31 protein-coding genes are annotated in these 25,917 nt (G+C 34.8%); 24 read left to right on the forward strand and 7 right to left on the reverse strand.

The features are described from left to right. Positions 1–15: 15 nt before the first annotated feature. The 5 genes from ACUSJC_RS11955 (at position 16) to ACUSJC_RS11975 (ending at position 3,950) form a co-directional block, all read left to right on the forward strand. Positions 16–834, forward strand: a complete 819-nt coding sequence (locus tag ACUSJC_RS11955) for an alpha/beta hydrolase (RefSeq protein ID WP_449269800.1) — start codon at positions 16–18, stop codon at positions 832–834. 158 nt (positions 835–992) lie between these two features. Next, positions 993–1,250 carry an autorepressor SdpR family transcription factor gene (locus ACUSJC_RS11960; protein WP_449269801.1) on the forward strand — a complete coding sequence of 86 codons (258 nt, stop codon included), beginning with the start codon at positions 993–995 and terminating at the stop codon, positions 1,248–1,250. Next, the gene (locus ACUSJC_RS11965; protein WP_449269802.1) at positions 1,250–1,891 is read left to right on the forward strand and encodes an SdpI family protein; all 642 of its coding nucleotides are present in this window, start codon (positions 1,250–1,252) and stop codon (positions 1,889–1,891) included. The genes ACUSJC_RS11960 and ACUSJC_RS11965 overlap by 1 nt, the downstream gene beginning before the upstream one ends. A gap of 5 nt (positions 1,892–1,896) precedes the next feature. After that, on the forward strand, positions 1,897–3,204 hold the full coding sequence (locus ACUSJC_RS11970) for a serine hydrolase domain-containing protein (RefSeq protein ID WP_449269803.1): 1,308 nt from the start codon (positions 1,897–1,899) through the stop codon (positions 3,202–3,204). After that, positions 3,204–3,950, forward strand: a complete 747-nt coding sequence (locus ACUSJC_RS11975) for a nicotinamide mononucleotide transporter family protein (protein WP_449269804.1) — start codon at positions 3,204–3,206, stop codon at positions 3,948–3,950. Before ACUSJC_RS11970 ends, ACUSJC_RS11975 begins: the two co-directional genes overlap by 1 nt. On the opposite strand, the gene ACUSJC_RS11980 is transcribed toward ACUSJC_RS11975, so the two are convergent. Beyond that, positions 3,951–4,970 (reverse strand): LacI family DNA-binding transcriptional regulator, encoded by a 1,020-nt coding sequence (locus tag ACUSJC_RS11980; RefSeq protein ID WP_449269805.1) that lies wholly within the window; start codon positions 4,968–4,970, stop codon positions 3,951–3,953. A 206-nt stretch (positions 4,971–5,176) separates the two neighbouring features. On the opposite strand from ACUSJC_RS11980, the gene rplM reads away from it, so the two are divergent. The 6 genes from rplM to ACUSJC_RS12010 all read left to right on the forward strand — a co-directional run bounded on the left by rplM (position 5,177) and on the right by ACUSJC_RS12010 (position 8,728). Next, a complete protein-coding gene (rplM, locus tag ACUSJC_RS11985) occupies positions 5,177–5,632 on the forward strand; it encodes a 50S ribosomal protein L13 (protein ID WP_449269806.1) in 456 nt (151 codons plus the stop codon). Further along, entirely contained in the window at positions 5,632–6,018 is a 387-nt protein-coding gene (gene rpsI, locus ACUSJC_RS11990; protein ID WP_449269807.1) for a 30S ribosomal protein S9, read from the forward strand. Before rplM ends, rpsI begins: the two co-directional genes overlap by 1 nt. Before the next feature lie 150 nt (positions 6,019–6,168). Then, positions 6,169–6,921, forward strand: coding sequence for a 30S ribosomal protein S2 (gene rpsB, locus ACUSJC_RS11995; protein WP_449269808.1), 753 nt, complete (start codon positions 6,169–6,171; stop codon positions 6,919–6,921). 128 nt (positions 6,922–7,049) lie between these two features. Further along, positions 7,050–7,871, forward strand: coding sequence for a translation elongation factor Ts (gene tsf, locus ACUSJC_RS12000; RefSeq protein ID WP_449269809.1), 822 nt, complete (start codon positions 7,050–7,052; stop codon positions 7,869–7,871). A 75-nt stretch (positions 7,872–7,946) separates the two neighbouring features. After that, complete coding sequence (locus ACUSJC_RS12005) at positions 7,947–8,165, forward strand: VF530 family protein (RefSeq protein WP_449269810.1); 219 nt, start codon at positions 7,947–7,949, stop codon at positions 8,163–8,165. Positions 8,166–8,167: 2 nt separating this feature from the next. After that, the gene (locus tag ACUSJC_RS12010) at positions 8,168–8,728 is read left to right on the forward strand and encodes a DNA-3-methyladenine glycosylase I (RefSeq protein ID WP_449269811.1); all 561 of its coding nucleotides are present in this window, start codon (positions 8,168–8,170) and stop codon (positions 8,726–8,728) included. Here the strand turns inward: ACUSJC_RS12010 and aat are convergent. From aat to ahcY, 3 genes are all read right to left on the reverse strand, one after another. Beyond that, complete coding sequence (gene aat, locus ACUSJC_RS12015; RefSeq protein WP_449269812.1) at positions 8,725–9,369, reverse strand: leucyl/phenylalanyl-tRNA--protein transferase; 645 nt, start codon at positions 9,367–9,369, stop codon at positions 8,725–8,727. The two genes, ACUSJC_RS12010 and aat, sit on opposite strands and share 4 nt — an antisense overlap. Positions 9,370–9,387: 18 nt before the next feature. Continuing rightward, positions 9,388–10,497, reverse strand: a complete 1,110-nt coding sequence (locus ACUSJC_RS12020; protein WP_449269813.1) for a DUF4407 domain-containing protein — start codon at positions 10,495–10,497, stop codon at positions 9,388–9,390. 345 nt (positions 10,498–10,842) lie between these two features. Then, on the reverse strand, positions 10,843–12,159 hold the full coding sequence (gene ahcY / locus ACUSJC_RS12025; protein ID WP_449269814.1) for an adenosylhomocysteinase: 1,317 nt from the start codon (positions 12,157–12,159) through the stop codon (positions 10,843–10,845). Positions 12,160–12,286: 127 nt separating this feature from the next. Here ahcY and ACUSJC_RS12030 point away from each other — a divergent pair, with 127 nt between their 5' ends. From ACUSJC_RS12030 to ACUSJC_RS12055, 6 genes are all read left to right on the forward strand, one after another. Next, positions 12,287–12,940: a 4'-phosphopantetheinyl transferase family protein gene (locus ACUSJC_RS12030; RefSeq protein ID WP_449269815.1), complete on the forward strand. Its 654-nt coding sequence runs from the start codon at positions 12,287–12,289 to the stop codon at positions 12,938–12,940. A gap of 3 nt (positions 12,941–12,943) precedes the next feature. Further along, positions 12,944–13,657 (forward strand): geranylgeranylglyceryl/heptaprenylglyceryl phosphate synthase, encoded by a 714-nt coding sequence (locus ACUSJC_RS12035; protein WP_449269816.1) that lies wholly within the window; start codon positions 12,944–12,946, stop codon positions 13,655–13,657. Next, positions 13,650–14,258 carry a nicotinamide riboside transporter PnuC gene (pnuC, locus tag ACUSJC_RS12040; RefSeq protein WP_449269817.1) on the forward strand — a complete coding sequence of 203 codons (609 nt, stop codon included), beginning with the start codon at positions 13,650–13,652 and terminating at the stop codon, positions 14,256–14,258. The genes ACUSJC_RS12035 and pnuC overlap by 8 nt, the downstream gene beginning before the upstream one ends. Continuing rightward, entirely contained in the window at positions 14,234–15,769 is a 1,536-nt protein-coding gene (locus ACUSJC_RS12045) for a DUF4301 family protein (protein WP_449269818.1), read from the forward strand. The genes pnuC and ACUSJC_RS12045 overlap by 25 nt, the downstream gene beginning before the upstream one ends. After that, positions 15,762–16,163 carry an alternative ribosome rescue aminoacyl-tRNA hydrolase ArfB gene (gene arfB / locus ACUSJC_RS12050; RefSeq protein ID WP_449269819.1) on the forward strand — a complete coding sequence of 134 codons (402 nt, stop codon included), beginning with the start codon at positions 15,762–15,764 and terminating at the stop codon, positions 16,161–16,163. The genes ACUSJC_RS12045 and arfB overlap by 8 nt, the downstream gene beginning before the upstream one ends. A 264-nt stretch (positions 16,164–16,427) precedes the next feature. Beyond that, on the forward strand, positions 16,428–18,689 hold the full coding sequence (locus ACUSJC_RS12055; protein ID WP_449269820.1) for a TonB-dependent receptor: 2,262 nt from the start codon (positions 16,428–16,430) through the stop codon (positions 18,687–18,689). 54 nt (positions 18,690–18,743) lie between these two features. Here the strand turns inward: ACUSJC_RS12055 and ACUSJC_RS12060 are convergent, their stop codons facing one another. Continuing rightward, positions 18,744–19,175 carry a Rieske (2Fe-2S) protein gene (locus tag ACUSJC_RS12060; protein ID WP_449269821.1) on the reverse strand — a complete coding sequence of 144 codons (432 nt, stop codon included), beginning with the start codon at positions 19,173–19,175 and terminating at the stop codon, positions 18,744–18,746. A 149-nt stretch (positions 19,176–19,324) separates the two neighbouring features. On the opposite strand from ACUSJC_RS12060, the gene greA reads away from it, so the two are divergent. Continuing rightward, complete coding sequence (greA, locus tag ACUSJC_RS12065) at positions 19,325–19,801, forward strand: transcription elongation factor GreA (RefSeq protein WP_449269822.1); 477 nt, start codon at positions 19,325–19,327, stop codon at positions 19,799–19,801. A 16-nt stretch (positions 19,802–19,817) separates the two neighbouring features. After that, positions 19,818–20,213, forward strand: coding sequence for an HIT family protein (locus tag ACUSJC_RS12070; RefSeq protein ID WP_449269823.1), 396 nt, complete (start codon positions 19,818–19,820; stop codon positions 20,211–20,213). Positions 20,214–20,248: 35 nt separating this feature from the next. Here ACUSJC_RS12070 and ACUSJC_RS12075 read toward each other — a convergent pair whose 3' ends face one another. After that, positions 20,249–20,569, reverse strand: coding sequence for a single-stranded DNA-binding protein (locus ACUSJC_RS12075; RefSeq protein WP_449269824.1), 321 nt, complete (start codon positions 20,567–20,569; stop codon positions 20,249–20,251). Between the two features lie 190 nt (positions 20,570–20,759). Between ACUSJC_RS12075 and ACUSJC_RS12080 the strand changes: the two genes are divergently transcribed. From ACUSJC_RS12080 to ACUSJC_RS12100, 5 genes are all read left to right on the forward strand, one after another. Then, entirely contained in the window at positions 20,760–22,289 is a 1,530-nt protein-coding gene (locus ACUSJC_RS12080; protein ID WP_449269825.1) for a GNAT family N-acetyltransferase, read from the forward strand. A gap of 87 nt (positions 22,290–22,376) precedes the next feature. Then, entirely contained in the window at positions 22,377–22,874 is a 498-nt protein-coding gene (locus ACUSJC_RS12085; protein ID WP_449269826.1) for a DUF6265 family protein, read from the forward strand. Positions 22,875–22,995: 121 nt separating this feature from the next. Next, positions 22,996–23,346, forward strand: a complete 351-nt coding sequence (locus ACUSJC_RS12090; RefSeq protein WP_449269827.1) for a hypothetical protein — start codon at positions 22,996–22,998, stop codon at positions 23,344–23,346. Positions 23,347–23,433: 87 nt separating this feature from the next. Beyond that, positions 23,434–24,243, forward strand: a complete 810-nt coding sequence (locus tag ACUSJC_RS12095) for an SDR family NAD(P)-dependent oxidoreductase (RefSeq protein WP_449269828.1) — start codon at positions 23,434–23,436, stop codon at positions 24,241–24,243. 4 nt (positions 24,244–24,247) lie between these two features. Next, entirely contained in the window at positions 24,248–25,171 is a 924-nt protein-coding gene (locus ACUSJC_RS12100; protein WP_449269829.1) for a DMT family transporter, read from the forward strand. Between the two features lie 200 nt (positions 25,172–25,371). Here the strand turns inward: ACUSJC_RS12100 and ACUSJC_RS12105 are convergent. Further along, positions 25,372–25,917, reverse strand: a 546-nt coding sequence (locus tag ACUSJC_RS12105; protein WP_449269830.1) for a DUF6705 family protein, incomplete at its 5' end; no start/stop codon positions are given.

Raw genomic sequence — 25,917 nt, forward strand, 5'->3', positions numbered from 1 at the left:
TAAATTCAAACCACTATGAAATCAATTCAATACGCATTATTTTTTATTCTTTTTGTAATGATGAGCTGCTCAAAAGGTACTCCACCAAACGATCCAATCCCGAATCATGAAACGTTTACTCTTGAATCCAAACAAGTTGGCGAAACAAGGACTATCAATGTATGGACTCCTGAAGATTACACCAAAACTTCAGATTCTTTACCTGTAATGTATATGGCTGACGGTGGAATACAAGAAGATTTTCCTCATATTGCCAATACTTTTGCAGCACTTATTCAATCAAAAAAAATACCTCCTTTTATTCTGGTGGGTATTGAAAATACGCAACGAAGAAGAGATCTAACAGGTCCTACAACAGTAGAAAAAGATAAAGAAGTTGCTCCGGTTATTGGTGGTTCTGAAAAATTCAGAGCTTTTATTCATGAGGAGTTATTTCCTGAAATCAACAAAAGATACCGAACAACAAATGAAAAAGGTATTTTGGGAGAATCTTTATCCGGATTATTCGTTATGGAAACTTTCTTCTTAAAACCCGAAATGTTTGATTATTATATTGCTTTTGATCCTTCTTTGTGGTGGAACGACCATTATTTGGTTCAAACAGCACATGAGCATTTATCTCAATTCCCAGAAGAGGAAAAAGTTTTGTGGTTTGCAGGTTCAAGTGCTACAGATATTTCACTATACACCAATCAATTATCTAAAATATTGACTGAAGAAAAGCCATCTACCTTAAAATGGCAGTATTCAGACGAACCGAAAGAGCAACACAATACTATTTTCAGAGCGACAAAAGAAAAAGCTATTCTTTGGGCGTTAAATAGAGGAAAATAAAACTATTTTGTTTTCATATTATATTGAGTTTAACTAAGATATTTTTATTAGTTAAACTCTTTTTTTATCTGTTTTTCTCCTTTTAAAAACATTAATAAATTTAGACTATTTGCAATTTTAAAATAATATTTAGATATTTGCCTAAATATGTAATAATCGTGAATACTATTTTTAAAGCCTTAAATGATGAAACCCGAAGGGAAATTTTAGAGATGTTGCGTAAAGGCGATTTAACAGCCGGTGAAATTGCAGAACATTTCAATATTTCCAAACCGAGTATTTCACATCATTTGGATTTACTCAAACAAGCTGATCTGGTTACCAGTGAAAAACAAGGTCAATTTGTGATTTATTCGCTAAACACCACTATAGTAGATGATATTTTAAAATGGTTATTAACCTTAAAAAAACAATAATGACAACCTTAAAAAAAGAAATTCCATTTATTTTAATTGCGCTGATCCCTTTTGTGTATTTAGCTTCTATCTGGAATCAATTACCGGAAACTATCCCTATGCATTGGAATGCCTCCGGTGAAATTGACCGTTATGGTTCTAAAAATGGACTTTGGCTCACCACTTTTATGATGGCTGGATTGGGCTACTTCCTTTTTTTGGTTTTACCCAAAGTTGATCCCAAAGGAAAGCTAAACAATATGGGCAATAAACTGAATCATCTTCGATTTGCTTTGTCAATATTTATGTCAGCATTAGCTGCATTTATTATCTACAGCACTAAACAATCAGAATCAAAACCGACTTTTATTTTTATTTTAATTGGGTTATTATTTACGATTTTAGGCAATTATTTCAAAACTATTAAACCAAACTATTTTATTGGCATCCGCACACCTTGGACGTTAGAAAACGAAGACGTTTGGAAAAAAACACATCTTTTAGGTGGCAAATTATGGTTTACAGGCGGACTTTTAATCATCCTATTTTCTTTACTCCTACCCGAAAATTTGAGCTTATATCTCTTTTTAGGTGTAACAATCATTATTAGTGCTGTACCAATAGTATATTCTTACCTGGAATTTAAAAAATCAAAAGCATAACAAACATGAAAAAACTAATCCTACTTCTAGCTTTAACTTTTTCAAACATCCTTTTTAGCCAAGATCGTTTTGAAAAAATCGACCAATATCTAAAATACCTATATGACAACAACAAGTTCATGGGAAGTTTGTGCATTCGCGAAGGCGAGAACGTGGTTTTTAACAAAGCCTATGGTTTTGCAGATGTGGAACAGCAAATTACTGCCGACCGTTTGACAAAATATAAAATCGGTTCTATTTCTAAAACGTTTACTGCTGTCATGATTCTTCAGTTAATTGAAGAAAAAAAGTTGCGCCCGGAAACTAAATTGACACGCTTTTTCCCAAAAGTAGCTAACGCAGAAAATATTTCTATTTACGATTTATTGCATCAAAGAACCGGAATTCCAGATTACGTGAACCAAGACAGCATTACCGATACTGAAATGAATTCGGCAGATATTAAAAAAGCACTTTACGATAAAATTGCCAAATACGATTCGCGTTTTAGTCCGGGAACTAAATTTGAATACAGCAATTCCAATTATTTTTTATTGGGAGGAATTATTGAAAAAGTAACTCAAAAATCTTTCGCAGAAAACTTAGAAGATCACATTGTTAAAAAAGCAAATCTTATAAATACCTACTATAAACCAGACGCTACAAACGCTCAGAATAAAGAAAGTTATTCTTATCATTTTGACGGAGATCAATGGCAACGTTTTCCGGAATGGAAAAATGACACTGCTTTTGCTTCCGGAGGAATCATTTCTACTCCGGCTGATCTAACTCGATTCATCAGTTCTCTATTTGAAGGCAAATTAATCAAACCAAAATCATTGGAAATGATGACTGAAATGAAAGATGGCTATGGAATGGCTTTGTTCCAATTCCCTTTTGGCGACCGAAAATTCTTTGGTCACAATGGAAAGATCGAAAATTTCAATGCTACTATGGGGTATAACCCTGACGAAAAGTTATCGGTTTCTTTAATTGAGAACGGAAGTAATTATAGCTTAAATGATATTATGATTGGTGTACTCAGCATGTATTACAAATTGCCTTTCCCTTTCCCAAACTTTGAGAAACTAAGCGATGAAATGATTGCTCAATATTCCGGAACCTATGCTTCAGCTCAAATTTCGCTTAAACTAACCGTTTTTGGGAAAAACGGAGAATTAATGGCTCAAGGTACAGGACAATCTGCTTTTCCGTTAACGATGCAAAGCGAAAAAACATTTATCTTTGCTTCAGCCGGAATTGAGATTGACTTTGAAGACAAAGGACTGATTTTGAAACAAGGTGGCATGAAATTCAACTTTACCAAAGAATAATGCAAGATAACACTGCAACAACTACTCCTTCTACCCTAGCCTTTGTTAAAAAGGTCACTAACAGCCAATATTTGGATGTTGTAGGAGTAGTTCTTGTAGTTGCTGTTTCTATCTATTTGGAATATTATAAGACCACTTATAGCTTTTCGTTCAACGGAAAAAACTATATTTTTTTCTTGGGTTATTTTTCCATTCTCAATACCTGTTTTTCCATGATGGCTACGCGATTGGTCACCAAAAAAAACAACTTTGGCAACTTAATCGGAACTTGTAATACAGTTTTAAGCGGAACCATCGATTTTTTATTGGGAAATGTAGGTGCCGTTCTGACGTATCCGGTTTCTTTCATAGGAAACTACATTGCTTTCCGAATTTGGAAAAAGAAACGTTTTCTAAATCAAATTGATTTGATTTTCTTTCGAAACATGGCTTTAGGGTTAACGCTTTCTTTTGTTTTGAACTTTATCGCTTTTTTCTATTTAACCGAAAACGACATTGATTGGAATTTATTTTTAGCGATAACTATTCCGGCCGGAATCAGTTTTGGAGGAACATTCAACTTAGGACGAATGTATCCTGATAATTGGGTAACATGGCAAATTTATAATCTGTTCAAAATTATTCAGAATTTGATGTTGATGAACATTGCCAATACCACTAAATATGTGTTCTATCTGTTCAATGCTACTTTAGGATATATCACTTGGCGAGACGATCGCAAAAAGCAAAACGAAAACCCGCTATAATTATAATTTACGGGTCGATTCGCGTTGTCTTAATTCTGTTTTTATAGTATAGGTTTGATAACGATAAAATTCATCTTCATTATTAATTCTATCAATTAGCAATTCTGCTGTTTTTTCTCCTATTTCAGGCGCATGTTGACTCACAGTTGACATACTTGGCGTTAATCGTTTTGACCAAACGCCATCTGCAAAACCAATGATCGATAATTCTTCGGGAATTTCATAACCTGCTTTAATAGCTAATTTCATAGTCATCGTTGCAGCATGTTCGTCCAAAGCAAAAATACCATCTAATGCTTTAGTATCAACTAAAGTTTTCAACTGATCATTAAAGCTATCCAAATCGCTCTCGGAAAGAATAACCATATCTGCTTCCATACCTGCTTCTTTCATTGCTTTTTCAAAACCTTCTAGACGCAACTTCACAACACTCAAATTTGGAATACTATTTACCACCGCAATTTTTTTACATCCGGTTTTAATTAAATGATTAGTTGCATCAAAAGCCGAATCAAAATCATCTACAATCACTTTATCACAAATCACTTCATCCGCAACCCTGTCAAACATCACAATAGGAGTTCCCCATTTAATAACATTATTTAAGTGATCGTATTCTTTTAAAACTTGCGTTTCTTCAGAGATAGAAAGAATAAAACCATCAATAGTTCCGTTATTAAGCATTTCTATCACCTGCTTCTCTTTCTTACACGATTCGTTAGATATCCCTGTAATTACATTATATCCTAGTTCAATAGCTTTTTTCTCAATTCCGGAAAACACTTTAGCAAAAAAAGGATTCAAGATATTAGGAAGTATAACCCCTAGAGTGTTTGTTCGCTGATTTTTTAAGTTCTTAGCAATACTATTGGGCTTATAATTTTTAAATGTAGCATATTCTTTAATTTTGACTTTAGTTGCCTCACTAATTTCAGGGCTGTCATTTAACGCCTTTGAAACAGTTGAAACAGACACTCCTAATTCTTTTGCTATTTGCTTTAAAGTTGCTTTTGGTTTCATATTCTCAAATTAGAAAGTAAAATTAATAAAATTTATAAATTTCTCAATAATAATATAAATAATTGACAAGATGTAAATTACCTAACAAAACCTAAAAAGAAATGCTAATGAAATAAAAATCAAAATACTATTTGCTTTTATATGAAATAATTGTACTTTTGCACTCCCTTAATTGGGAATGGAATGTTTAATTAAAATTAATTATTGTGAACACATTAAGCTACAAGACAGTATCAGCTAACAAAGCTACTGCAGACAAGCAGTGGATTGTTGTAGACGCTGAAGGGCATAATTTGGGTCGCTTTGCTTCTAAAGTCGCTATGTTACTTAGAGGTAAGTACAAACCAAATTATACACCGCACGTTGATTGTGGAGATAACGTAATTGTTATCAACGCAGAAAAAATCAACCTTACTGGTAACAAATTGAATGACAAAATTTACTTGCGTCATACAGGTTATCCAGGTGGTCAAAGAACTTTAACTGCTAAAGAACAACAGGCTAAAAATCCTGCAATCTTAGTAGAAAAAGCTGTAAAAGGAATGTTACCTAAAAACAAATTAGGTGCTCAGTTATTCCGTAATTTAAATGTATATGTAGGTTCAGAGCACAAACATGATGCTCAACAACCTAAAACTGTAAACTTAAACGATCTTAAGTAATGGGAGTTATTCACAAAATCGGTAGAAGAAAAACCGCTGTTGCTCGTGTTTATGTTACTGAAGGTACTGGTAACATCACAGTAAACAAAAGAGAATTTACTAACTACTTCCCTACACCAACATTACAGTACAAAGTAATGCAACCTTTAGCAATGACTGAAAATGCAGGAAACTTTGACGTTAAAGTAAATGTTTATGGTGGTGGTACAACTGGTCAAGCAGAAGCTGTACGTATGGCTATCGCTAGAGCAATGTGTGAAGTAGAAGCTGAAAACAGAGCTATTTTAAAACCAGAAGGATTATTAACTAGAGATCCTCGTATGGTTGAGCGTAAGAAATTTGGTCAGAAGAAAGCACGTAAGAGATTCCAATTCTCTAAACGTTAATCAATTTCTCGTTCATTTATTATTGAATTTAAAAACAAAGTTGCCGATATTCCTTTTAAAAAGGGAATTAGTTTAGCATCTAAATGGATAAGACCGAGAACATCGCTACTTATTCATTGCTAATCAACGGAACGTAAACTAGTACACAAAATGGCAAACAAAATAGAAGTTAAAGAGTTATTAGAAGCTGGTGTTCACTTTGGACACATGACTCGCAAGTGGGATCCAAACATGGCTCCTTACATCTATATGGAGCGTAATGGTATCCATATCATTAACTTATACAAAACTGCAGCTAAAATCGAAGAAGCTAATGAAGCTTTGAAAAAAATTGCTGCTTCTGGTAGAAAAGTACTTTTCGTAGCTACCAAAAAACAAGCTAAAGACATTGTTGCTGAAAAAGCAGCTGCATGTAACATGCCTTACATCACTGAAAGATGGCCAGGTGGTATGTTAACAAACTTCGTTACGATTCGTAAAGCCGTTAAGAAAATGGCTTCGATTGACAGAATGAAGAAAGACGGAACATTTAACACCCTTTCTAAAAAAGAGCGTTTACAAGTTGACCGTTTACGTGCAAAATTAGAGAAAAACTTAGGTTCTATTGCAGACATGACTAGATTGCCTGCTGCTCTATTTGTAGTTGATGTGAAAGCAGAACATATCGCAGTAAAAGAAGCATTAAAATTAAACATTCCAGTTTTTGCAATGGTGGATACTAACTCTGATCCTCGTCCGATCGATTTCGTAATCCCTGCGAATGATGACGCTTCTAAATCAATTGACAAAGTTCTTTCATTAGTATCTGGTGCTATCGTTGAAGGTTTAGCTGATAGAAAAGCTGAAAAAGACGAAGCTAAAGAAGCTGATACAAAACAAGAAGCTACAACAAACAACGAATAAATTATTCATAATTCCAAAACAATCTCCAAATTCCAAAGGCTTATTTGAAACAAATGTTGATAATAATTTAAAATTGGAATTTGGTTTTTGTCTTTTGGAATTTTTACTTTTAAAACAAAAACAAAGTTATGGCAAATATTACTGCTGCAGACGTAAATAAATTAAGAACAGCTACTGGTGCTGGTATGATGGACTGTAAAAAAGCTTTAGTAGAAGCTGAAGGTGATTTTGATAAAGCAATTGAAATCCTTAGAAAAAAAGGACAAAAAGTTGCTGCTAACCGTTCTGACAGAGAGTCTACTGAAGGTGCTGCTATCGCTGTTGTTAATGCAGATAAAACAGCTGGTGTTGTAATCACATTAAACTGTGAAACTGACTTCGTAGGTAAAAATGAAGGTTTTGTAAAATTAGCTACTGATTTAGCTACTCAAGCTTTAAACTATGCTACTAAAGAAGAATTATTAGCTTCTGATTTTGGCGGTATTACTGTAGCTGAGAAATTAATCGAGCAAACAGGAGTTATCGGTGAGAAAATTGAAATCGGTGCTTTTGAGCGTTTAGAAGGTGCTTTCATCGGTTCTTACATCCACGCTGGTAAAATTGCTACTTTAGTTGCTTTATCTGCTAATGTAGAAGGTGCTGAAGAAGCTGCTAAAAACGTTGCAATGCAAGCTGCTGCTATGAACCCAATTGCTTTAAACGAAGCTGGTGTTGATGCTGCAATCATTGAAAAAGAAATCGAAATTGCTAAAGAGCAATTAAGAGCAGAAGGAAAACCAGAAGCTATGTTAGATAACATCTCTAAAGGTAAAATCCAACGTTTCTACAAAGACAATACTTTAGTAAACCAAGACTATATTAAAGACGGTTCTATGAGTGTTGCTGCTTACATTAAATCTGTTGACGGTAGTTTAACTGTTACAGGTTTCAGAAGAGTTGCTTTAGGATAATTTTTCCTAATACAATATAAAAATGAAAACCTCAATCAAAATTTTGATTGAGGTTTTTTTTATTACTTTTACTTTATGCAAGAAAACAATCCACTTCATGGAAAAACCCTAAAGACCATTCTGGAAACTTTAGTTGCTTTTTATGGATTTGACACTTTAGGCGAATTGATTCAAATACGTTGTTTCAATGTAAATCCATCTATAAACTCAAGCTTAAAGTTCCTTAGAAAAACGGATTGGGCAAGAAAAAAAGTAGAAAAATTATATATTAGAACATTACCTAAACTTATTTGAAAATGGCTTCAAAAAAGAGATGCGCTTGGTGTGAAAAAGATGATTTATATAGAAATTATCATGATAATGAATGGGGAAAACCTGTTTACGACGATCCAACCATTTTTGAATTTTTAATTCTCGAAACCTTTCAGGCAGGTTTGAGTTGGTATACTGTTTTAGCTAAAAGAGAGAATTTCAGAGAAGCCTTTGAGGAATTTGATGTTCAAAAGGTAGCCAATTTCACAGACGAAAAAATAATTTCACTTTGTGAAAATCCGGGAATCATTCGCAATAAATTAAAAATAAAAGCAGCCGTAACTAACGCTCAAGCTTTTATAAAAGTCCAAGAGGAATTCGGAAGTTTTTCCAAATACATTTGGGACTTTGTTGACGGAAAACCTATCGACAACCAACCCAAGTATTTATCAGAAGTTCCTGCAACTACTGAAATCTCAGATAAACTAAGCAAAGATTTAAAAAAACGTGGCTTTAAGTTCGTTGGCTCAACTGTAGTTTACGCACACATGCAAGCCACAGGAATGGTTAACGATCATATTACAGATTGTTGGACAAGAAATTAATCAATATTTGTCTTCAAAATCATCATAAAATCTTCACGTTCTATTTCTACACAACCCAAAGAAGCCAAATGGTCATTATACACTTGGCAATCCAAAATTCTATAGTTAGCGCGCTCTAATTGCTTCGCCAAATGTATAAAAGCTACTTTGCTGGCATTGGAAACTTTGGCAAACATACTTTCACCACAAAAAACATGACCTAAATCTACGCCATATAATCCGCCAACCAACTCATCATTTTGCCAAACCTCAACGCTTTTAGCCATTCCTAATTCGTTGAGTTTACAATACGCTTCTAACATTTCATCCGTAATCCAAGTGCCAGGTTGATCTTTACGCACTATCTTTTTACAATTGGTAATAACCTCCCGAAAGGCGGTATTAAACGTTACTTTAAACTTGTTTTGATTTAGTACGTTTCGCATGCTTTTGGAAATTTTCAGATCTTCAAAAAACAAAACCATTCGCTCAGGCGGTGACCACCAAAGAATAGGATCTTCTTCATCAAACCAAGGAAAAATTCCGCTTTGGTATGCCAATATCAATCGCTCCGGAGACAAATCGCCTCCAACAGCTACGATGCCTTCTATAGACGCTTCATTTACCGGCGGAAAATACAATGCTGACGTTAAGAAATACAAAACTCTTTTTTTGCAAAACTATAAATTCTTAATGACTTTTTGCTGTTTTTGAGTATAAGCTTCCGCCTGATCTTTTAAAATTGCAACCCAATGTTTTCGTTTTTCAGCATACAAATCGGAGTCATTGGCTAATTCGTCTTTCAGCTTCTCCTGAATTTCATTTTCAACTTGCTGAATCGCTTCTTGCTGATTTTTAAATTGAACCAAAATTTGGTTCACAGCATTTTCTTGATCTTCCAGTTTAACATCATATTCGCCTTTGGCAGTCATCATTTTAACCAAAACCGGAGCTGTTTCCACCGCTAAAAACAATAGCATAATAAAGAACGAAGGCCAAAAAGACAATTTCCCTAAAGCATCAATTCGAGCCATAATGCCATTGTACTCATTAATAACCGGTTGAGCCGATTCAATTTTGGCTTCTTGATTCTTTTTCAATTCTGCTGCCTGACTTTCTAAAGTTTTGATTTTTGAAGCATTGCGATTCTTTAATATGTCCAATTCTTGCAATGATCTATCGTGTTTTTCGCGCTTTTCTTTATAAACCGGACCTTTTCCTAATTTTTTGGTTCCCGAAGTCCCTTCTGCTTCCGTAATATAAACCGAATACAAATCGTTGACTTCCTTTTCTTTTTTAATAATTTCTGATTTCAGGCTATCTATCTGCGATTGATTTTGGTCTAAATCTTTCTGAAAGTAGGCTCCGATTTGCTTTTTGTTTTGCAAAGCCAACTGATTTTGTTCTTTGACCAAAACTGTATTGATTTCTTTTTCAAAGATTTTAAGTTCCAAGGGTTTTGAAATCACAATAGCAATAATAATCGCTAAAACCAATCGCGGCGTTGCTTGTAGCAATTCACTTCTCCAATGTTTTCGCTTGCGAAGTGTTGACACAATAAATCGATCCAGATTAAAGATCAACAAACCCCAAACCAACCCGAAGGCAATTGCACTATGATAATTGTCAAAAACGGTGTAAAGCGCATAACTTGATGAAAGAAACGCCATGACGGCCGTAAAGAAAACGGTAGCACCAATACCGGCATATTTGTTTTGTTCGCCATTGCTGCAAGTCGCCAAGATATCCTTGTCGGTTCCCGAACAAAGAAGGAAGATTTTTTTAAGCATGATTTTGTTTTTTGATGATGATTGCTTATTAGTATAAAAAATAGGCTAAATGTTTCAGAACGAAAACACTATTTCATTTATTCCTTACTTAAAATTATGCAAAAGATGCGTTGTATTAGGGATAGAAGCATTGTTTGAGCTCTTTATTAAAATTTTCAATTTGAATAAAAGCGAGTGCGAATAGCCCGACCGTAATGCAATGGCGGAAATACCCAAAAACAAAAAAACCTACAAGACAAATCTTGTAGGTTTAATATGTATTTGAAATACTGAGCCAACACTTCGCTTCTCGACTCTACTTCGTCAAGCTCAGTACAGGCAGTTCGAAGTGACAAAGCATAACAATTAATATCTGTAATATTCTGGTTTAAATGGACCTTCAACTGTTACTCCGATATATTTAGCTTGATCTGTAGATAAAGTTTCTAACTCAACACCGATTTTAGCCAAGTGTAAACGTGCTACTTTTTCATCTAAATGTTTAGGCAACATGTATACTTTATTTTCGTAAGCAACTGTATTTGTCCACAACTCTAATTGCGCTAAAGTCTGGTTTGTAAATGAATTACTCATTACAAAACTTGGGTGACCTGTTGCACAACCTAAGTTTACTAAACGACCTTCAGCCAAAACAATGATATCTTTACCGTTGATGGTATATTTATCCACTTGCGGTTTGATTTCGTTTTTAGAAGCTCCGTGATTTTTGTTCAACCAAGCCATATCGATTTCGTTATCGAAGTGTCCAATGTTACACACGATAGTTTTGTCTTTCATAGCCTCGAAATGACGCCCCACAACGATATCTTTGTTTCCTGTAGTTGTAATTACGATATCGGCATTACCAATAACTGTATCTAATTTTTTTACTTCAAAACCGTCCATAGCCGCTTGTAAAGCACAAATCGGATCAATTTCAGTAACTGTTACAATAGAACCTGCTCCACGGAAAGAGGCTGCAGTACCTTTACCTACGTCACCATATCCGCAAACAACCACTCTTTTACCAGCCAACATAACGTCAGTAGCGCGACGAATAGCATCTACAGCTGATTCTTTACATCCGTATTTGTTATCGAATTTAGACTTAGTCACTGAATCGTTTACATTGATTGCCGGAATATGTAAGGTTCCATTTTCCATTCTTTCGTATAAACGGTGAACTCCGGTAGTCGTTTCTTCCGATAAACCTTTGATTTCTTCGATTAATTCCGGATAACGATCAAAAACCATATTGGTTAAATCTCCACCATCATCTAAAATCATATTTAACGGTTTTCTATCTTCTCCGAAGAATAACGTTTGTTCAATACACCAGTCAAATTCTTCTTCGTTCATACCTTTCCATGCATACACCGGAATTCCGGCAGCAGCAATAGCAGCAGCAGCGTGATCTTGAGTAGAGAAAATGTTACAAGAAGACCAAGTTACATCAGCACCAAGAGCAACTAAAGTTTCAATTAAAACAGCCGTTTGGATGGTCATGTGTAAACAACCTGCAATGCGCGCTCCTTTTAACGGTTGGCTTGCACCATACTCTGCACGTAAAGCCATTAATCCTGGCATTTCAGCTTCTGCTAATTCAATTTCTTTTCTTCCCCAAGCTGCTAAAGAAATATCTTTAACTTTGTAAGGAACATAAGGGATGGTTTTTGTACTCATCTATGTATATTTGTTATTTTAATTAGAAAGTGCAAATTTAAGCATTTCCTTTTTATTTCATAAATTAATTAGCGTATTTTGCGAAATGTTTAACTTGTTAAGCATCTGAAAAACAATAAAATACTTCATGCCTTTTCATAGTTCCATAGTCATAAACGAAACAACCACTGCTTATTTTTGGAAAATAACAGAAGATTTCAACACACTTTTCAGAGCCGTAAAACTCAAAGATGTTTCTTTAGCCCGATTGGAAACCATGAAATCGGAAAGTCACCAAAACGGATTTTTAGCCGTTCGTATGTTACTGCAACACATTGGTTTTTCCGATTTTGATTTGTATTATGACGAAAACGGGAAACCGCATTTAGAGAAGAAAGAAGATAGAGAAAAGAAAAAAGAATTACATATTTCTATTTCACATTCTTTTGATTTTTCTTGTATTTGTATTAGCACCGATAAAATTGTGGGAGTCGACATGGAAATTGTTAAACCGAAAATCCTAAGAATTGCCCCGCGATTTATGGATGTTAAACATCTTAAAGGTTTACCGGAAGCCGAACAAATTGAAAAAGCAACGGTGATTTGGGGTATTAAAGAATCTATTTTTAAGATCAAAAACGAAAAAGGAATTAGTTTTCCCAATCATATTTTTGAAAATATCTTTTGTTTAAATGATACTAGTTGCCAAGCTGAACTTCGTTTTAATGATACGATTGAAAGTTTCCGCATCCAATTTTATAATGTAGAAGATTATATCTTTGTGTGCGCTTTACCCGAATAAGTCATGACTTTATATCAAAATATTTTAACTTCAGTTGCCAAAAACCAAAAGCTGCTAGCCATTTTAATTGATCCCGAAAAGGTATCCTTAGAACAGCTTCCGCATTTGGTTTCCCAAATTAAAAATTCTCCAGCCACACATATTTTAGTCGGTGGAAGTACTTTTGAGGGACAAAATTTAGACGAATTAATTAGCGAACTGAAAACACTTTGCCAATTGCCCGTTTTACTTTTTCCCGGTGGTTTCCAACAAATTTCAGCAGCAGCCGATGGAATTTTATTCTTGAGTTTGCTTTCCGGAAGAAATCCTGATTATTTAATTGAACACCAAGTCAAATCGGTTCCTTACTTAGCAAAAACAGAATTGGAAGTTATTCCCACAGGCTATTTACTCATTGAAAGCGGTAAAGAAACAGCGGTAGCCAAAGTGAGTCAAACCCAACCCTTAGACAGAAATGACATTGAATACGTTTGCCAAACGGCTAAAGCCGGAGAATATTTAGGTAACAAGCTTATCTACTTAGAAGCCGGAAGTGGCGCTGAATTAGCTGTTCCGCTAGCTATGATTCAAAAAGTTAAAGCTACACTTTCCGTTCCTTTAATTGTAGGCGGGGGCATTCGTTCTAAAGAAGCAATTGAAAATGCATTTGCTGCCGGAGCCGACATGGTTGTTATCGGAACTGCTTTTGAAAATGATAATTCTTTTTTCAATGTTTGAAACTTTATTTGAACCCTATCAATATTACACCTCTACCGACATTGCTCTGGAAGTAACCGCCATCATTTTTGGATTAATTAGCGTTTTTTTGGCTAAAAAAAATCACGTTGGCGTTTATCCAACCGGACTTATCAGTACTATTTTGTATGTGTATCTTTTGTGGCAATGGGGATTAGTGGGGGACATGCTTATTAACTTCTATTACTCTACCATGAGTATTTATGGTTGGATTTTATGGAGCAAAAAACATGGCGAAAATTACGACTTTCCCATTAGTAAAATGAATCTTTCTGAAATTTATAAATCTATCGTTATATTTCTATTAACTTGTGGTTTTGTTATTGTCATTTATAATTTATTTAATAAATTTACAAATTGGACAGCCTATGTTGACACATTCACAACCGGGATTTTCTTTGTTGGGATGTGGCTAATGGCTAAGCGAAAGATTGAAAATTGGATTCTTTGGATTGTTGGCGATTTTATTTCTATTCTCTTGTATTATTACAAAGGATATACATTGACCAGTATTCAATATCTAGTTTTCACGATTATAGCAATCTATGCATATAAAGAATGGAAGAAATATTTACCCCTATAGATTTAAAAATACTCACTGATAAAGGCATTTCAATTGAAAAAATCAATCAACAATTAGAATATTTTACTTTTGGAATTCCTAAAATAAACTTGTTAAGGCCAGCCACTTTGGAAGACGGAATTATAGCTCTTTCCAAAGAAAATCGTGCAAAATACAGTTCTCTTTTCGACGAAAAGAAAAACGAAAAAGACATTGTTAAATTTGTTCCGGCTTCGGGTGCTGCCAGTAGAATGTTCAAGTTTTTATTAGAATTCTTGAATAACTATAAAAAAGGGAGCGAATCCATCAATGCGTATACCAACCGCACAAAATGCACTGAGCTTTCTGTATTTTTAGTAGGCTTAAAAGAATTTCCGTTCTACAAAGACTTAATGGCTAGAGCTCGCGAATTGTATTTAGACTTTGATCATTTGGAAAACGATGACAAAAACTATTATTTAATCCGTATACTTTTAGATAAACACGAGTTTGATTTTGCCAGCAAAGCCAAAGGTGTTTTGCCTTTTCATATTAAAGAAAAGAAGAAAGTTACTCCGGTTGAAGAGCATTTGAAAGAGACTTTTTTTTATAGCAAAGAAACTGAAAAACCCAAGGTTCATTTCACCATTTCGAAAGAACACAAAGAGAGTTTTCTAGCGGTTTGTAACCAATATCCGGAAATTGAAACTTCTTTTTCGTTTCAATGTGAATCAACAGATACAATAGCAGTAACTCCGAACAACGAACCGTTTCGTGACGAAGACAACAACTTACTATTCAGACCCGGAGGGCACGGAGCATTGATTAAGAATCTAAACAATTTAGATGCCGATATTGTATTTATTAAAAACATAGACAACGTTTCTCAAAATCATATTATTCCTATTTTTGAATACAAGAAAATTTTAGGCGGAATTCTATTAGAACTTCAAGCTCAAACGTTTAGCTTTTTAACCCAATTAAAAAAAACTGACGTTACCGAATCTTTTATTGATGAAGTAGCCAATTTTGCCAATAAAAAACTAAACGTTGTTCTTCCAACAGATTTTTATAAATACCAAACGCATTACAAAGTAGAAACATTACAACAAGTTTTAAACAAACCGATTCGCATTTGCGGAATGGTAAAGAATGAAGGCGAACCCGGAGGTGGTCCTTTTTGGGTGAAAAATGAAGAAGGCGAAGTTTCATTACAAATCGTAGAAAGTTCACAAATGGATTTAACAAATCATAAGCAAATCGCCATAGCCCAAAAAGCCACATATTTTAATCCGGTGGACATCGTGTGTAGTTTAAAAAATTATAAAGGAGAAAAATTTGATTTGTCCCAATTTGTAGACCACAGTGCGGGCTTTATTGTTGAAAAAAATAAAGCCGGAAAACCTATAAAATCATACGAACTTCCCGGTTTATGGAATGGCGCAATGGCGCATTGGATCTCTGTTTTTGTGGAAGTTCCTTTGATTACCTTTAATCCGGTCAAAACAGTTAACGATTTATTGAAACCGGCACACCAACCTAAAAGTGAATAAAGATCAAATCGAAAAAGAATTGCAATTCAAAGCTGTAAGGAGTAGCGGCTCCGGAGGTCAAAATGTCAATAAAGTATCAAGTAAAGTACAGTTGAGTTTTGACCTTTTGAATTCTGCTGGTTTGGAACCTGAAGAAAAAGATTGGTTACAAGAAAAACTAAACACCAAACTAACTCAAGACGGTATTTTATTACTTTCATGTGACGAAGACAGAAGCCAATTAAAAAACAAAAACATTGTAATCAAGCGCTTTTGGGAACTTTTATCAGAAAATTTAAAGAAACCAAAAGTCAGAAAAGCAACAAAAACAACAAGAGCAGCCAAAGAAAAAAGGCTTCAAACTAAAAAGAAATCTTCTGAAATCAAGGCTTCGCGAAGGAAACCAAACTTTTAAGTTCTTAAACTTGCAAGTTTGGTTTAAAGAATTATATCTTTGCACTGTCTCAAAGGGGTGCTCAAAATAAAGAGCTGAGATCATACCCGTAGAACCTAGAACAGGTAATGCTGTTTAGGGAATAGCTGACCATAAAGAAAATGTTTTCATTTATAGAAATTAGCCGCGCGCAAGCTTATTTTCTCTTTATGTCATCAGCAAGAGTATCAATTTTTAATAGTAACCAAGAATAATTACCCCTTTTATTCGTATATTTTTTTACGAATGAAAATTTTATTCACAAAAAGTGCCAAGCACAAAGTCACCCAACGCACAACTCTTTTGAGTTTAGCAATCCTTTTAATTTCATTATTCTCTAATGCTCAAGAAATTGCAAAAGACACTACAAAAGTCAACGACTTAAAAGAAGTAACTGTTTCCGCAGTAAGAGCCAAAGACAAAAACCCGATTACTTTTACCAACGTTTCTGAAAAAGAAATTGAATCCAAAAATTTAGGTCAAGACATTCCTATTTTATTAAACTATTTACCTTCGGTAGTAACCACTACTGATGCTGGAAATGGCGTAGGATATACAGCAATGAGAGTTCGTGGCTCTGACGGTTCTCGTATTAACGTAACCTTAAATGGAATTCCGTTTAACGACAGTGAAAGTCAAGGCAGTTTCTTTGTTGACCTTCCTGATTTTGCTTCATCATTAGAAAGTGTTCAGTTACAAAGAGGTGTGGGAACTTCTACTAATGGAGCTGGAGCATTTGGTGCTAGTTTAGCCATGCAAACCAAAGGATATCAAGAAAAATCACATGCTGAAATTGCTAATTCCATAGGAAGTTTTGGAACCCAAAAACATACCTTATCTTTTGGAACCGGCTTACACAACAACTTAGAAATCAATGGTCGTATTTCACAAATACAATCGGATGGTTATGTTGATCGAGCTTCTTCAAATATGTTTGGTTATTTGTTTAACGTTAACTACGTTAAAGAAAACACATTAATCAAATTTCTTGCATTTGGCGGAAAAGAAAAAACATACCAAGCTTGGTGGGGACAAGATGTAGCTGCTATTAGTGCTTTAAGCGCTACAAATCCTAATTATAATTTTGGAAGAAAGTTTAACGTATCCGGAATCATGATGGATGACAATGGAACAATTACAGGCTATTATAACGACCAAACCGATAACTATTGGCAAAACCATTTCCAATTACATTGGTCTGAAAAATGGTCTGAAAAATGGAATTCTAACGTAGCATTGCATTATACTAAAGGAAAAGGATATTACGAAGAGTACATTGATAATTATTACTATTCTAATATACTATTTGAAGAAGACGCTTATCTGTCTTTCTTTGGAATGAATGACATCTTGGTAAACGGAAATCAGGTTTCTGCTATGAATTATATTAGAAAAAGATGGTTAGACAATGATTTCTTTGGTACCACTTTTTCTCTTAATTATAAAACGAGTCAAACTGATATTCTATTTGGAGGAGCAGCCAATCGTTACTTAGGAAAACACTATGGTGATGTTATTTGGACACAATATGACATTCCTAATTTAAGCCGTTATTATAGCAACTACGGAAACAAAGACGATGTTAATTTCTATGCCAAAGCTTCACAACAATTTGACAGACTTAATGTTTTTGTAGACTTACAATATCGCTATGTAAACTATCAAGCAACTTCTTACGAATTTGCAGACGTTAATGATACTTTTCATTTCTTCAATCCAAAAGTTGGAATAAACTATCAATTGGATACTAAAAATACCTTCTATAGTTTTGCAGGTATTGCTAATAAAGAACCTCGCAGAAGTGATTATGAAGATGAAAATATTAAACCAGAACGTTTGTACGATTTTGAATTAGGTTGGAAACATAATAGTTCAAAATTTAGAGTTTCTGCTAATGGATTTTTCATGTATTACCTTGACCAATTAGTAATGACAGGTGCTTTAAATGATGTAGGTTCACCAATTTTTACCAATTCAGGAAAAAGCTATCGATTAGGAGCTGAAGTAGAAGCTGTGGCTAAAATATCAGATAAATTTAACGTCCAAGCCAATGCTACTTTAAGCGATAACAGAAATCTTGATTTCTATTTCCAACAAGATGGTGTGCTAACCAATTTAGGAAATACCAACATTGCTTTTTCACCAAAAGTAGTTTCTTCTGGAGCACTTAATTACACGCCTATCCAAAACTTACAATTAACTGTTTTAGGCAAATATGTTGGTAAACAATACATGGGTAATATTGATGCAGAAGCTTCTACTTTAAAAGCCTATGGCACACTTGATTTCAATGCCGTTTATGAATGGAAAATCAATAGAGCTTTAAAATCAATTGTTTTCAGCGGATTAGTAAACAATATCTTAGACTTAAAATATTCTTCAAACGGTTATTTCTACACTTATGATGATGATTGGTCTAACCCAGGAAGCATTACTACAGTTCAAGGAATGGGTTATTATCCGCAAGCCGGAATTAACTTTTTAGTAGGTGCTACTTTAAAGTTCTAGTATCTTAGCAAAATATATTAACAAAAAAGGTTGCCTGATGAGCAACCTTTTTTGCTAGTTATATACTCTTATCGTATAATCATCTAATAGTTCAACTCTATAGCGTTTCATAGGATATTCTTTTCCTTCATTTACAGACTGCCCTGTAAACAAGCTATAAACAGCATCATCACAAGGACAAACAGCTGTAGTCCCATCTAATTCCATTGTTGAACAACTACTTAAAGCCTGATTAGGACATGCTGCATCAAAAGCCACATAACCCGACCCTGTATTAAATACAAAAATCCCCCTTACTCCTTCTACACCCGTAAAAAGATAAACTCCATTAGCAGGATACCTTAAATTATCATATTGAGGCAGTGTCATATTTATCGTTGTAGAAAAACCATAATTAGGCAAATAAGGATTAGAATTATTGAAATCTTCCTTACTGCAAGACAAAAAAACTAAGATAACCAGTATTATCCAACAATTTTTTTTCATAATAGTATTTTGAATTTTACTCAACAAATTTAAAGTAATTAACATGTATAGGTATTAAGAATATCATAAATATTTAAAAAAAATCACTATATTTGCCTAAAGGAATCCCATGCATATGGGATTCTTTCTATTTATATAAACATGATGTTATGAGTAAAATATCTTATTATACAGCGGAAGGATTAAAGAAACTAAAAGACGAATTAGACCATTTAAAAAGTGTAGAACGCCCTAAAGCATCTGATGCTATTGCCGAAGCACGCGATAAAGGAGATTTATCTGAAAATGCAGAGTATGATGCTGCTAAAGAAGCTCAAGGTCTTTTAGAGATGAAAATTGCAAAAATGGAAGAACTAGTTGCTAATGCTCGCATTATTGATGAATCGCAATTAGACGTTTCTAAAGTATTAGTTTTATCTACCGTTAAGATTAAAAATCAAGCGAACGGTATGGAAATGAAATATACCTTAGTAGCTGAAAGTGAAGCAAACTTAAAAACAGGAAAAATATCAGTAACTTCTCCTATTGGAAAAGGATTGCTAGGCAAAAAAGTAGGTGAAGTTGCAGAAGTTAGTGTTCCAAATGGAACTTTAAAATTTGAAATCTTAGAAATAACAAGAGACTAATACATTCTGTTAAAACATGGCTTCTATATTCACTAAAATTATTAACGGAGAAATCCCTTGCTATAAGGTAGCAGAAAATGATACGTTTTTAGCATTTTTAGATATTAATCCTAATGCTAAAGGACACACACTATGTATCCCTAAAAGAGAGGTTGACAAGATTTTTGATCTGGAAGAAGAAGAATATATGGAATTAATGGCTTTTTCTAGGAAAGTCGCTCTAGCCATTGAAAAAACTGTTCCTTGTAAACGCATAGGAGTAGCCGTTGTTGGTTTAGAAGTTCCTCATGTACATGTACATCTTATTCCTTTACACGATATGGACGACATGCGTTTTCAACGCAAAACAAGCTTAACAAAAGAAGAGTTTTCAGATTTAGCAGCTCAAATTGCAGCAAATCTAACCTTATAAATTCAAAAAAGCGGTCAAAATTGACCGCTTTTTAGTTACTTTCCTAACAACATTACTTCGTTGACTAAAACTTCCGTAATATAGCGCTTGTTTCCATCTTTGTCGTCATAACTTCTGTGCGTTAATTTTCCTTCAATGGCAACTTCTTTCCCTTTAACAACGTACTTTTCAATAATTTCTGCCGGTTTTCCCCAAGCCGTAATACGATGCCATTCGGTTTGTTCTACTTTTTCACCTTTGTCATTGTAATAATAATCATTAGTCGCAATAGTAAGATTAGCTACTTTTTTGTTGTTTACTGTTTTTACCTCAGGTTCTTGACCTACGTGTCCGATTAATTGAACTTTGTTTTTCATGGCGTGCAAATAATTAATGTTAATGTTTAAATGATTTCGTTCAAGCCAACTGTTGTTTCAGTTTGACGATGCAAAGATGTGATGCGTTTCAAAAACTATTCGGTTGCTATTCATTTAATTTCGGTTGTAAATAATTGTAACCGTTTGTAAATGGAAGAATATTTCGTAAATTTGAGAAAATCAAAATAGTATGCGCCAAGAAATTCAGAAAGTAGAACTACGAAATCTACAAATAGAAGACTACAAACAACTCCGCAATTCCATGATTGAAGCCTACCCTGATATGGCAGGCGATTATTGGGATGAAGACGACATCCAAAAATTGCTACATGTTTTCCCCGAAGGTCAATTGGTCATCCTTGCCGATGATGTTGTTGTGGGATCAGCGCTTTCCATTGTTATTACCGAAAAACTAGCGTATAAAGTTCACACCTATAAAGAAGTTACCGGAAATTTCCAATTTACCACTCATACTTCAAAAGGAGATATTTTATATGGAATTGATGTTTTTATTCACCCCGATTATAGAGGACTCCGTTTAGGACGTCGTTTGTATGATGCCCGCAAAGAATTGTGCGAACAACTCAATTTAAAAGCCATCGTCTTCTCAGGACGAATTCCATATTATAGTCAGTTTGCTAATGAAATGTCACCCAAAGAATACATCGACAAAGTAAAACGAAAAGAATTATACGATCCGGTTTTAACCTTTCAATTGAGCAATGATTTTCAACCCGTTCGCGTGATGCGCAACTACCTGCAAGGCGACAAACGTTCGCACGAATATGCTGTTTTGCTGGATTGGAACAACATTTACTACGAAGAAAACAAAAAACTCATCAATGTCGAAAAAAGCGTCATTCGCTTAGGTCTTATTCAATGGCAAATGCGACCGCTATCCAACTTGGAAGCCTTATTTGAACAGGCCGAATTTTTTATTGATGCCGTTTCGGGCTACGGAAGTGACTTTGCCCTGTTTCCTGAATTGTTTACCGCTCCGCTAATGGCCGATTACAATCATCTTTCAGAAGCCGAAGCCATAAAAGAACTCGCCAAATACACCGAAGCTATTCGCAAGAAAATGCAGGAATTTGCCATTTCCTACAACATCAATATTATTACCGGAAGCATGCCGTTTCTAGAAGACGACCACGTGTACAACGTCGGTTTTTTGTGTCGCCGCGACGGAACTTCCGACATGTATCGTAAAATACATATTACACCAAACGAAGTCTTTCACTGGGGAATTACCGGTGGCAATACCATACAAACATTTGACACCGATTGCGGAAAAATAGGAATTGTCATTTGCTATGATGTGGAATTTCCGGAACTGTCTCGTTTAATGGCTGATCAAGGGATGAACATTCTCTTTGTTCCGTTTTTGACCGACACACAAAACGGTTACACTCGTGTACGCCATTGTGCCCAGGCCAGAGCCATTGAAAACGAATGCTATGTGGCTATTACCGGCTGTGTAGGTAACTTACCGAAGGTAAACAACATGGACATTCAGTATGCGCAAGCAGCAGTTTTCACACCATCTGACTTTGCTTTTCCAAGTAATGGCGTAAAAGCTGAAGCTACACCAAATACTGAAATGACCTTGATTGCAGATGTTGATATTGATGTACTTAAGGAATTACACGAACACGGAAGCGTTCAAATTATGAAAGACCGCCGACACGATTTATACAAACTCAAAAAAGTAAAACAATAAGGGCGTGCCCTCCATTGCATTACGGTCGGGCTATGTGCAGTACGCGGTACTTTGCTCCTATCCCTCACGCAAAACGTTAAAAAAGATATGATGAATACAAAAGTTATTTTTTCGCTACTGTTCTTCTTGCAGTTCTTTGTCAACAGTGCCCAAAACACTTTTACGTACAACGACGAAAAAGGATCGCCAAGAGCCACGTTACAAGATGTAGCCTGGATTTCGGGAACTTGGCGTGGCGAAGCTATGGGCGGAACCTGTGAGGAATTTTGGGATACACCTAGTGGCGACACCATGATGTTCTGCTTTAAGTTTCTAGAAAACGGAAAGGTCGTGTTTTATGAACTGGGGCATATTAAAGAAATGGATAATACATTGATTTTAGAACTCAAACATTTTGGTGCCGATTTAAAAGGTTGGGAAAAAGCCGATGAAAAGCAAAGTTTCCGCTTGGTAAAATGGGATGAAAATCATGTGTATTTTGACCAATTTACTTTTGAAAAAATCAATAATGACGAAATTAATCTCTACGTCGTTTTTGAAAAAAGCGGAAAGGAAATGAAGTTTAACTACAAACGTTTGCCTTAACAAAAGAAAGAGACAAATGCTATTAGCCCCGATTGCAGCAAACTACCTTGTAGTGCGAAAAGCGGGAAAAGGGCAACCTGATACAAACCGAGCCGTGGCGCTCCAAAAAAAATGTAGATACATGAGTAAAACGTGTTTAGAATGTGGCGATAAAATTGTGGGTCGAGAAGACAAAAAGTTTTGTAGTGACAGTTGTCGCAATGCGTATAACAACAAGATGAACAAGGATCACACGAACTTAATGCGTAACATTAACAACAAATTACGAAAAAATTATCGCATCTTAAACGAACTCAATGTTAATGGAAAGACCAAAACGAGTCGCACTAAATTGCTAAGTAAAGGGTTTGATTTTGAGTTTATTACTTCGGTATATCAAACCAAGAACGGTAATACGTATTATTTTTTATACGATCAAGGCTATATGGCTATTGAAAATGACGGCTATGTTTTAGTAAAAAAGGATAGTTAGTTTTTAGAAAAAAGAGAAAAGAAGAAAGAGAAAAGATTTGTGCTATTTGACATCTCGATTTCTCTCGATGTGAACAATACAATAAAAATGGAAAAACAAATATCAATATTAGGCTGCGGTTGGTTAGGATTTCCGCTAGCCGAAGCATTTTTAGCACAAGGATACAGCGTTAAAGGCTCAACTACTTCTGTTGCTAAGCATGAATTATTAAAAGACAAAGGCATTACCCCTTATTTGGTGGAATTGAAAGAAAATGAAGTTTTTGGCAATTTTGATCATTTTTTAGATGGGAGTCAAATTTTAATTATCAATTTCCCTCCTCGATTCAATGCAGAAGAACCGGAAAGCCTTGTAAAAAGGATTGAAGCGTGTTTGCCTTATATTGAAAATTCAACTATAGAGAATGTTATCTTTGTGAGTTCAACAGCAGTGTATCCTGATAGTTTCCCGATGCCGACTATTTTTGAAGAAACGGTTCCTATGCCTAATAATGACCGAGGTAAACAACTTTTAGAAGCCGAGAATCGTTTGCATTACAATACTCATTTTAAAACTACTATTTTACGATTTGGAGGATTAATTGGCGAAGATCGTCACCCGGTGTATCATTTAGCCGGAAGAAAAAACATTGATAATCCGGAAGCACCTGTGAATTTAATCCATCAACAAGATTGCATTCGCTTGGTATTTCATATTATCAACAATAATTTATGGAATAAAAGACTCCATGCGGCTTATCCGAAGCATCCGAAGAGAAAAGAGTATTACACTGAAAAAGCAAAGACCTTAGGTCTAGAGTCACCTGAATTTAAAGAAAATTCCATTTCAAAAGGAAAATATATTAGTTGTAAATTCTGGAGAGAAAAGTATAATTTTACTTTTGAATTTATGATTTAGTTGTATGGCCTATTTTAGTGTGTTTCACGATTACATCCGAAAGAAAAAAGAAGCTTTTGGATTGCCTTTTGTTGCTTTATGTTGGATTAGCTTTTTTTGGGGAACCACTTGGATTGCCTCAAAAGAAGGAGTTAAATATATGCCGGCTTTACAACTTGTAGCCTTGCGTCAATTGATTAGCGGTAGTCTTTACATCATCTATTTTACAATCAAAAAGGCACCTTGGCCTACTCAGCGCCAGTGGCGAAATATTTTAGTTTTAAGCGTACTGAATTTTATGCTAAGCAACGGATTGAGCACTTGGGGTGTTAAATATATTTCTAGTGGGTTAGGTGCCATCATTGGTTCTATTTTTCCTTTATGGATTGTGATTATCAGTTATTTTAAAGGCGAACGGGTATCTTGGAAAACTACTTTGGGATTAGTTATTGCCTTTGGTGGTGTTTGTGTCATTTTCTACGATTACCTACACGACTTTTTGAATCCCGAATTTCAATTTGGAATTGCACTATCGGTCATTGCAACATTTACTTGGGCACTTTCTACCATTTATATCAAAGAAAACAGAACTAACTTTAATCCTTATTTTAGTTTAGGATTGCAAATGATTATTTCGGGAGTTGTCATTGGTAGTGTTACCCAACTGAACGGAACCGCTGTGCCGTTGAGTGAAATTCCGGCTTTATCCTGGTGGTCTATTGCTTATCTGATTCTCTTTGGTTCGGTATTGACTTTTATTGCCTTCGTTTATGCTTTGGAACATTTACCAAAAGAAATCAGCAGCTTATATGCATACATCAACCCTATTGTGGCTTTACTTTTCGGTTACATTCTTTTTAATGAACCTTTCACTCCGGCAATTATCATTGGCGGACTGATTACTGTTTTTGGAATTTTTATGGTTAACAAAACCTTTAGGAGAAACTGATACCAACAAAAAATCCCGAACTTACATTCGGGACTCAATGTTTCTTTGATAAGAAATAAAATTACTGCTATTAACCGAGACAAACTTAGGGTATTAAATGTTAATATCGATACAGTTTTTCTGTATATTTTGTTGAAATGTATTTTTAATCGTTGAAAAGTAAAAAAAGTCGTTGAAACAAAAAAAATGAATCTACACTTTTACTCCCTTATTAAAGTATAATCGCCAAAAGGAACAGAAAAAGAACGCGCTACAGAGGGTGTTCCGTCTTCTTTATACCCACAATAATTAGTCTCTAATCTGAACTGCACTTTTAGCTTTTGAACGCCGCCTTCAACAACGACCCGCATTGTCCAGAATCCCTGAAGACAATCATCATCATTTGCCGGTTCGGTAAAAACCATTCGTAAGCGTTTTTCATCAGTACTGCACTCCTCGCATACCGGATAACTCGTTTTTCGTATTCTTGTTATTGACCAAACATTATAACTATTATATCCCGTATAATTGTTATTCAAACTGGCAAGTGTATTTACTTTTTCCACTCCGTTTTCTATATACTGGAATTCACCCACAAGAAAGTCTTCATAATATTCGTTATAAACATCCATCATTTCTCTTTTCACAAAAGAAACTTTTAGGGTAGTAGTCCCTTCCGTATAGCTCCAGGCTCCCACAAACTGATCAAAATAATGATCTACATCTTTATAATAAGCTCCTGCTACACTACCTAAAGTTCCCCCATT

This window comes from Flavobacterium sp. U410 (assembly GCF_053570605.1).

Excerpts from the sequence above, each read along its gene's own strand:
- ACUSJC_RS12090 (WP_449269827.1), top strand. The coding sequence starts at position 22,996 with ATGAGTAAAACGTGTTTAGAATGTGGCGATAAAATTGTGGGTCGAGAA.
- ahcY (WP_449269814.1), bottom strand. The coding sequence starts at position 12,159 with ATGAGTACAAAAACCATCCCTTATGTTCCTTACAAAGTTAAAGATATT.
- ACUSJC_RS12085 (WP_449269826.1), top strand. The coding sequence starts at position 22,377 with ATGATGAATACAAAAGTTATTTTTTCGCTACTGTTCTTCTTGCAGTTC.
- tsf (WP_449269809.1), top strand. The coding sequence starts at position 7,050 with ATGGCAAATATTACTGCTGCAGACGTAAATAAATTAAGAACAGCTACT.
- ACUSJC_RS12080 (WP_449269825.1), top strand. The coding sequence starts at position 20,760 with ATGCGCCAAGAAATTCAGAAAGTAGAACTACGAAATCTACAAATAGAA.
- ACUSJC_RS12100 (WP_449269829.1), top strand. The coding sequence starts at position 24,248 with ATGGCCTATTTTAGTGTGTTTCACGATTACATCCGAAAGAAAAAAGAA.
- ACUSJC_RS11980 (WP_449269805.1), bottom strand. The coding sequence starts at position 4,970 with ATGAAACCAAAAGCAACTTTAAAGCAAATAGCAAAAGAATTAGGAGTG.
- ACUSJC_RS11970 (WP_449269803.1), top strand. The coding sequence starts at position 1,897 with ATGAAAAAACTAATCCTACTTCTAGCTTTAACTTTTTCAAACATCCTT.
- ACUSJC_RS12020 (WP_449269813.1), bottom strand. The coding sequence starts at position 10,497 with ATGCTTAAAAAAATCTTCCTTCTTTGTTCGGGAACCGACAAGGATATC.
- ACUSJC_RS12060 (WP_449269821.1), bottom strand. The coding sequence starts at position 19,175 with ATGAAAAAAAATTGTTGGATAATACTGGTTATCTTAGTTTTTTTGTCT.
- ACUSJC_RS11955 (WP_449269800.1), top strand. The coding sequence starts at position 16 with ATGAAATCAATTCAATACGCATTATTTTTTATTCTTTTTGTAATGATG.
- pnuC (WP_449269817.1), top strand. The coding sequence starts at position 13,650 with ATGTTTGAAACTTTATTTGAACCCTATCAATATTACACCTCTACCGAC.
- ACUSJC_RS12070 (WP_449269823.1), top strand. The coding sequence starts at position 19,818 with ATGGCTTCTATATTCACTAAAATTATTAACGGAGAAATCCCTTGCTAT.
- ACUSJC_RS12035 (WP_449269816.1), top strand. The coding sequence starts at position 12,944 with ATGACTTTATATCAAAATATTTTAACTTCAGTTGCCAAAAACCAAAAG.
- ACUSJC_RS12010 (WP_449269811.1), top strand. The coding sequence starts at position 8,168 with ATGGCTTCAAAAAAGAGATGCGCTTGGTGTGAAAAAGATGATTTATAT.
- rpsB (WP_449269808.1), top strand. The coding sequence starts at position 6,169 with ATGGCAAACAAAATAGAAGTTAAAGAGTTATTAGAAGCTGGTGTTCAC.
- ACUSJC_RS12005 (WP_449269810.1), top strand. The coding sequence starts at position 7,947 with ATGCAAGAAAACAATCCACTTCATGGAAAAACCCTAAAGACCATTCTG.
- ACUSJC_RS12075 (WP_449269824.1), bottom strand. The coding sequence starts at position 20,569 with ATGAAAAACAAAGTTCAATTAATCGGACACGTAGGTCAAGAACCTGAG.
- ACUSJC_RS12055 (WP_449269820.1), top strand. The coding sequence starts at position 16,428 with ATGAAAATTTTATTCACAAAAAGTGCCAAGCACAAAGTCACCCAACGC.
- ACUSJC_RS12095 (WP_449269828.1), top strand. The coding sequence starts at position 23,434 with ATGGAAAAACAAATATCAATATTAGGCTGCGGTTGGTTAGGATTTCCG.
- greA (WP_449269822.1), top strand. The coding sequence starts at position 19,325 with ATGAGTAAAATATCTTATTATACAGCGGAAGGATTAAAGAAACTAAAA.
- rpsI (WP_449269807.1), top strand. The coding sequence starts at position 5,632 with ATGGGAGTTATTCACAAAATCGGTAGAAGAAAAACCGCTGTTGCTCGT.
- ACUSJC_RS12030 (WP_449269815.1), top strand. The coding sequence starts at position 12,287 with ATGCCTTTTCATAGTTCCATAGTCATAAACGAAACAACCACTGCTTAT.
- ACUSJC_RS12045 (WP_449269818.1), top strand. The coding sequence starts at position 14,234 with ATGGAAGAAATATTTACCCCTATAGATTTAAAAATACTCACTGATAAA.
- ACUSJC_RS11975 (WP_449269804.1), top strand. The coding sequence starts at position 3,204 with ATGCAAGATAACACTGCAACAACTACTCCTTCTACCCTAGCCTTTGTT.
- ACUSJC_RS11965 (WP_449269802.1), top strand. The coding sequence starts at position 1,250 with ATGACAACCTTAAAAAAAGAAATTCCATTTATTTTAATTGCGCTGATC.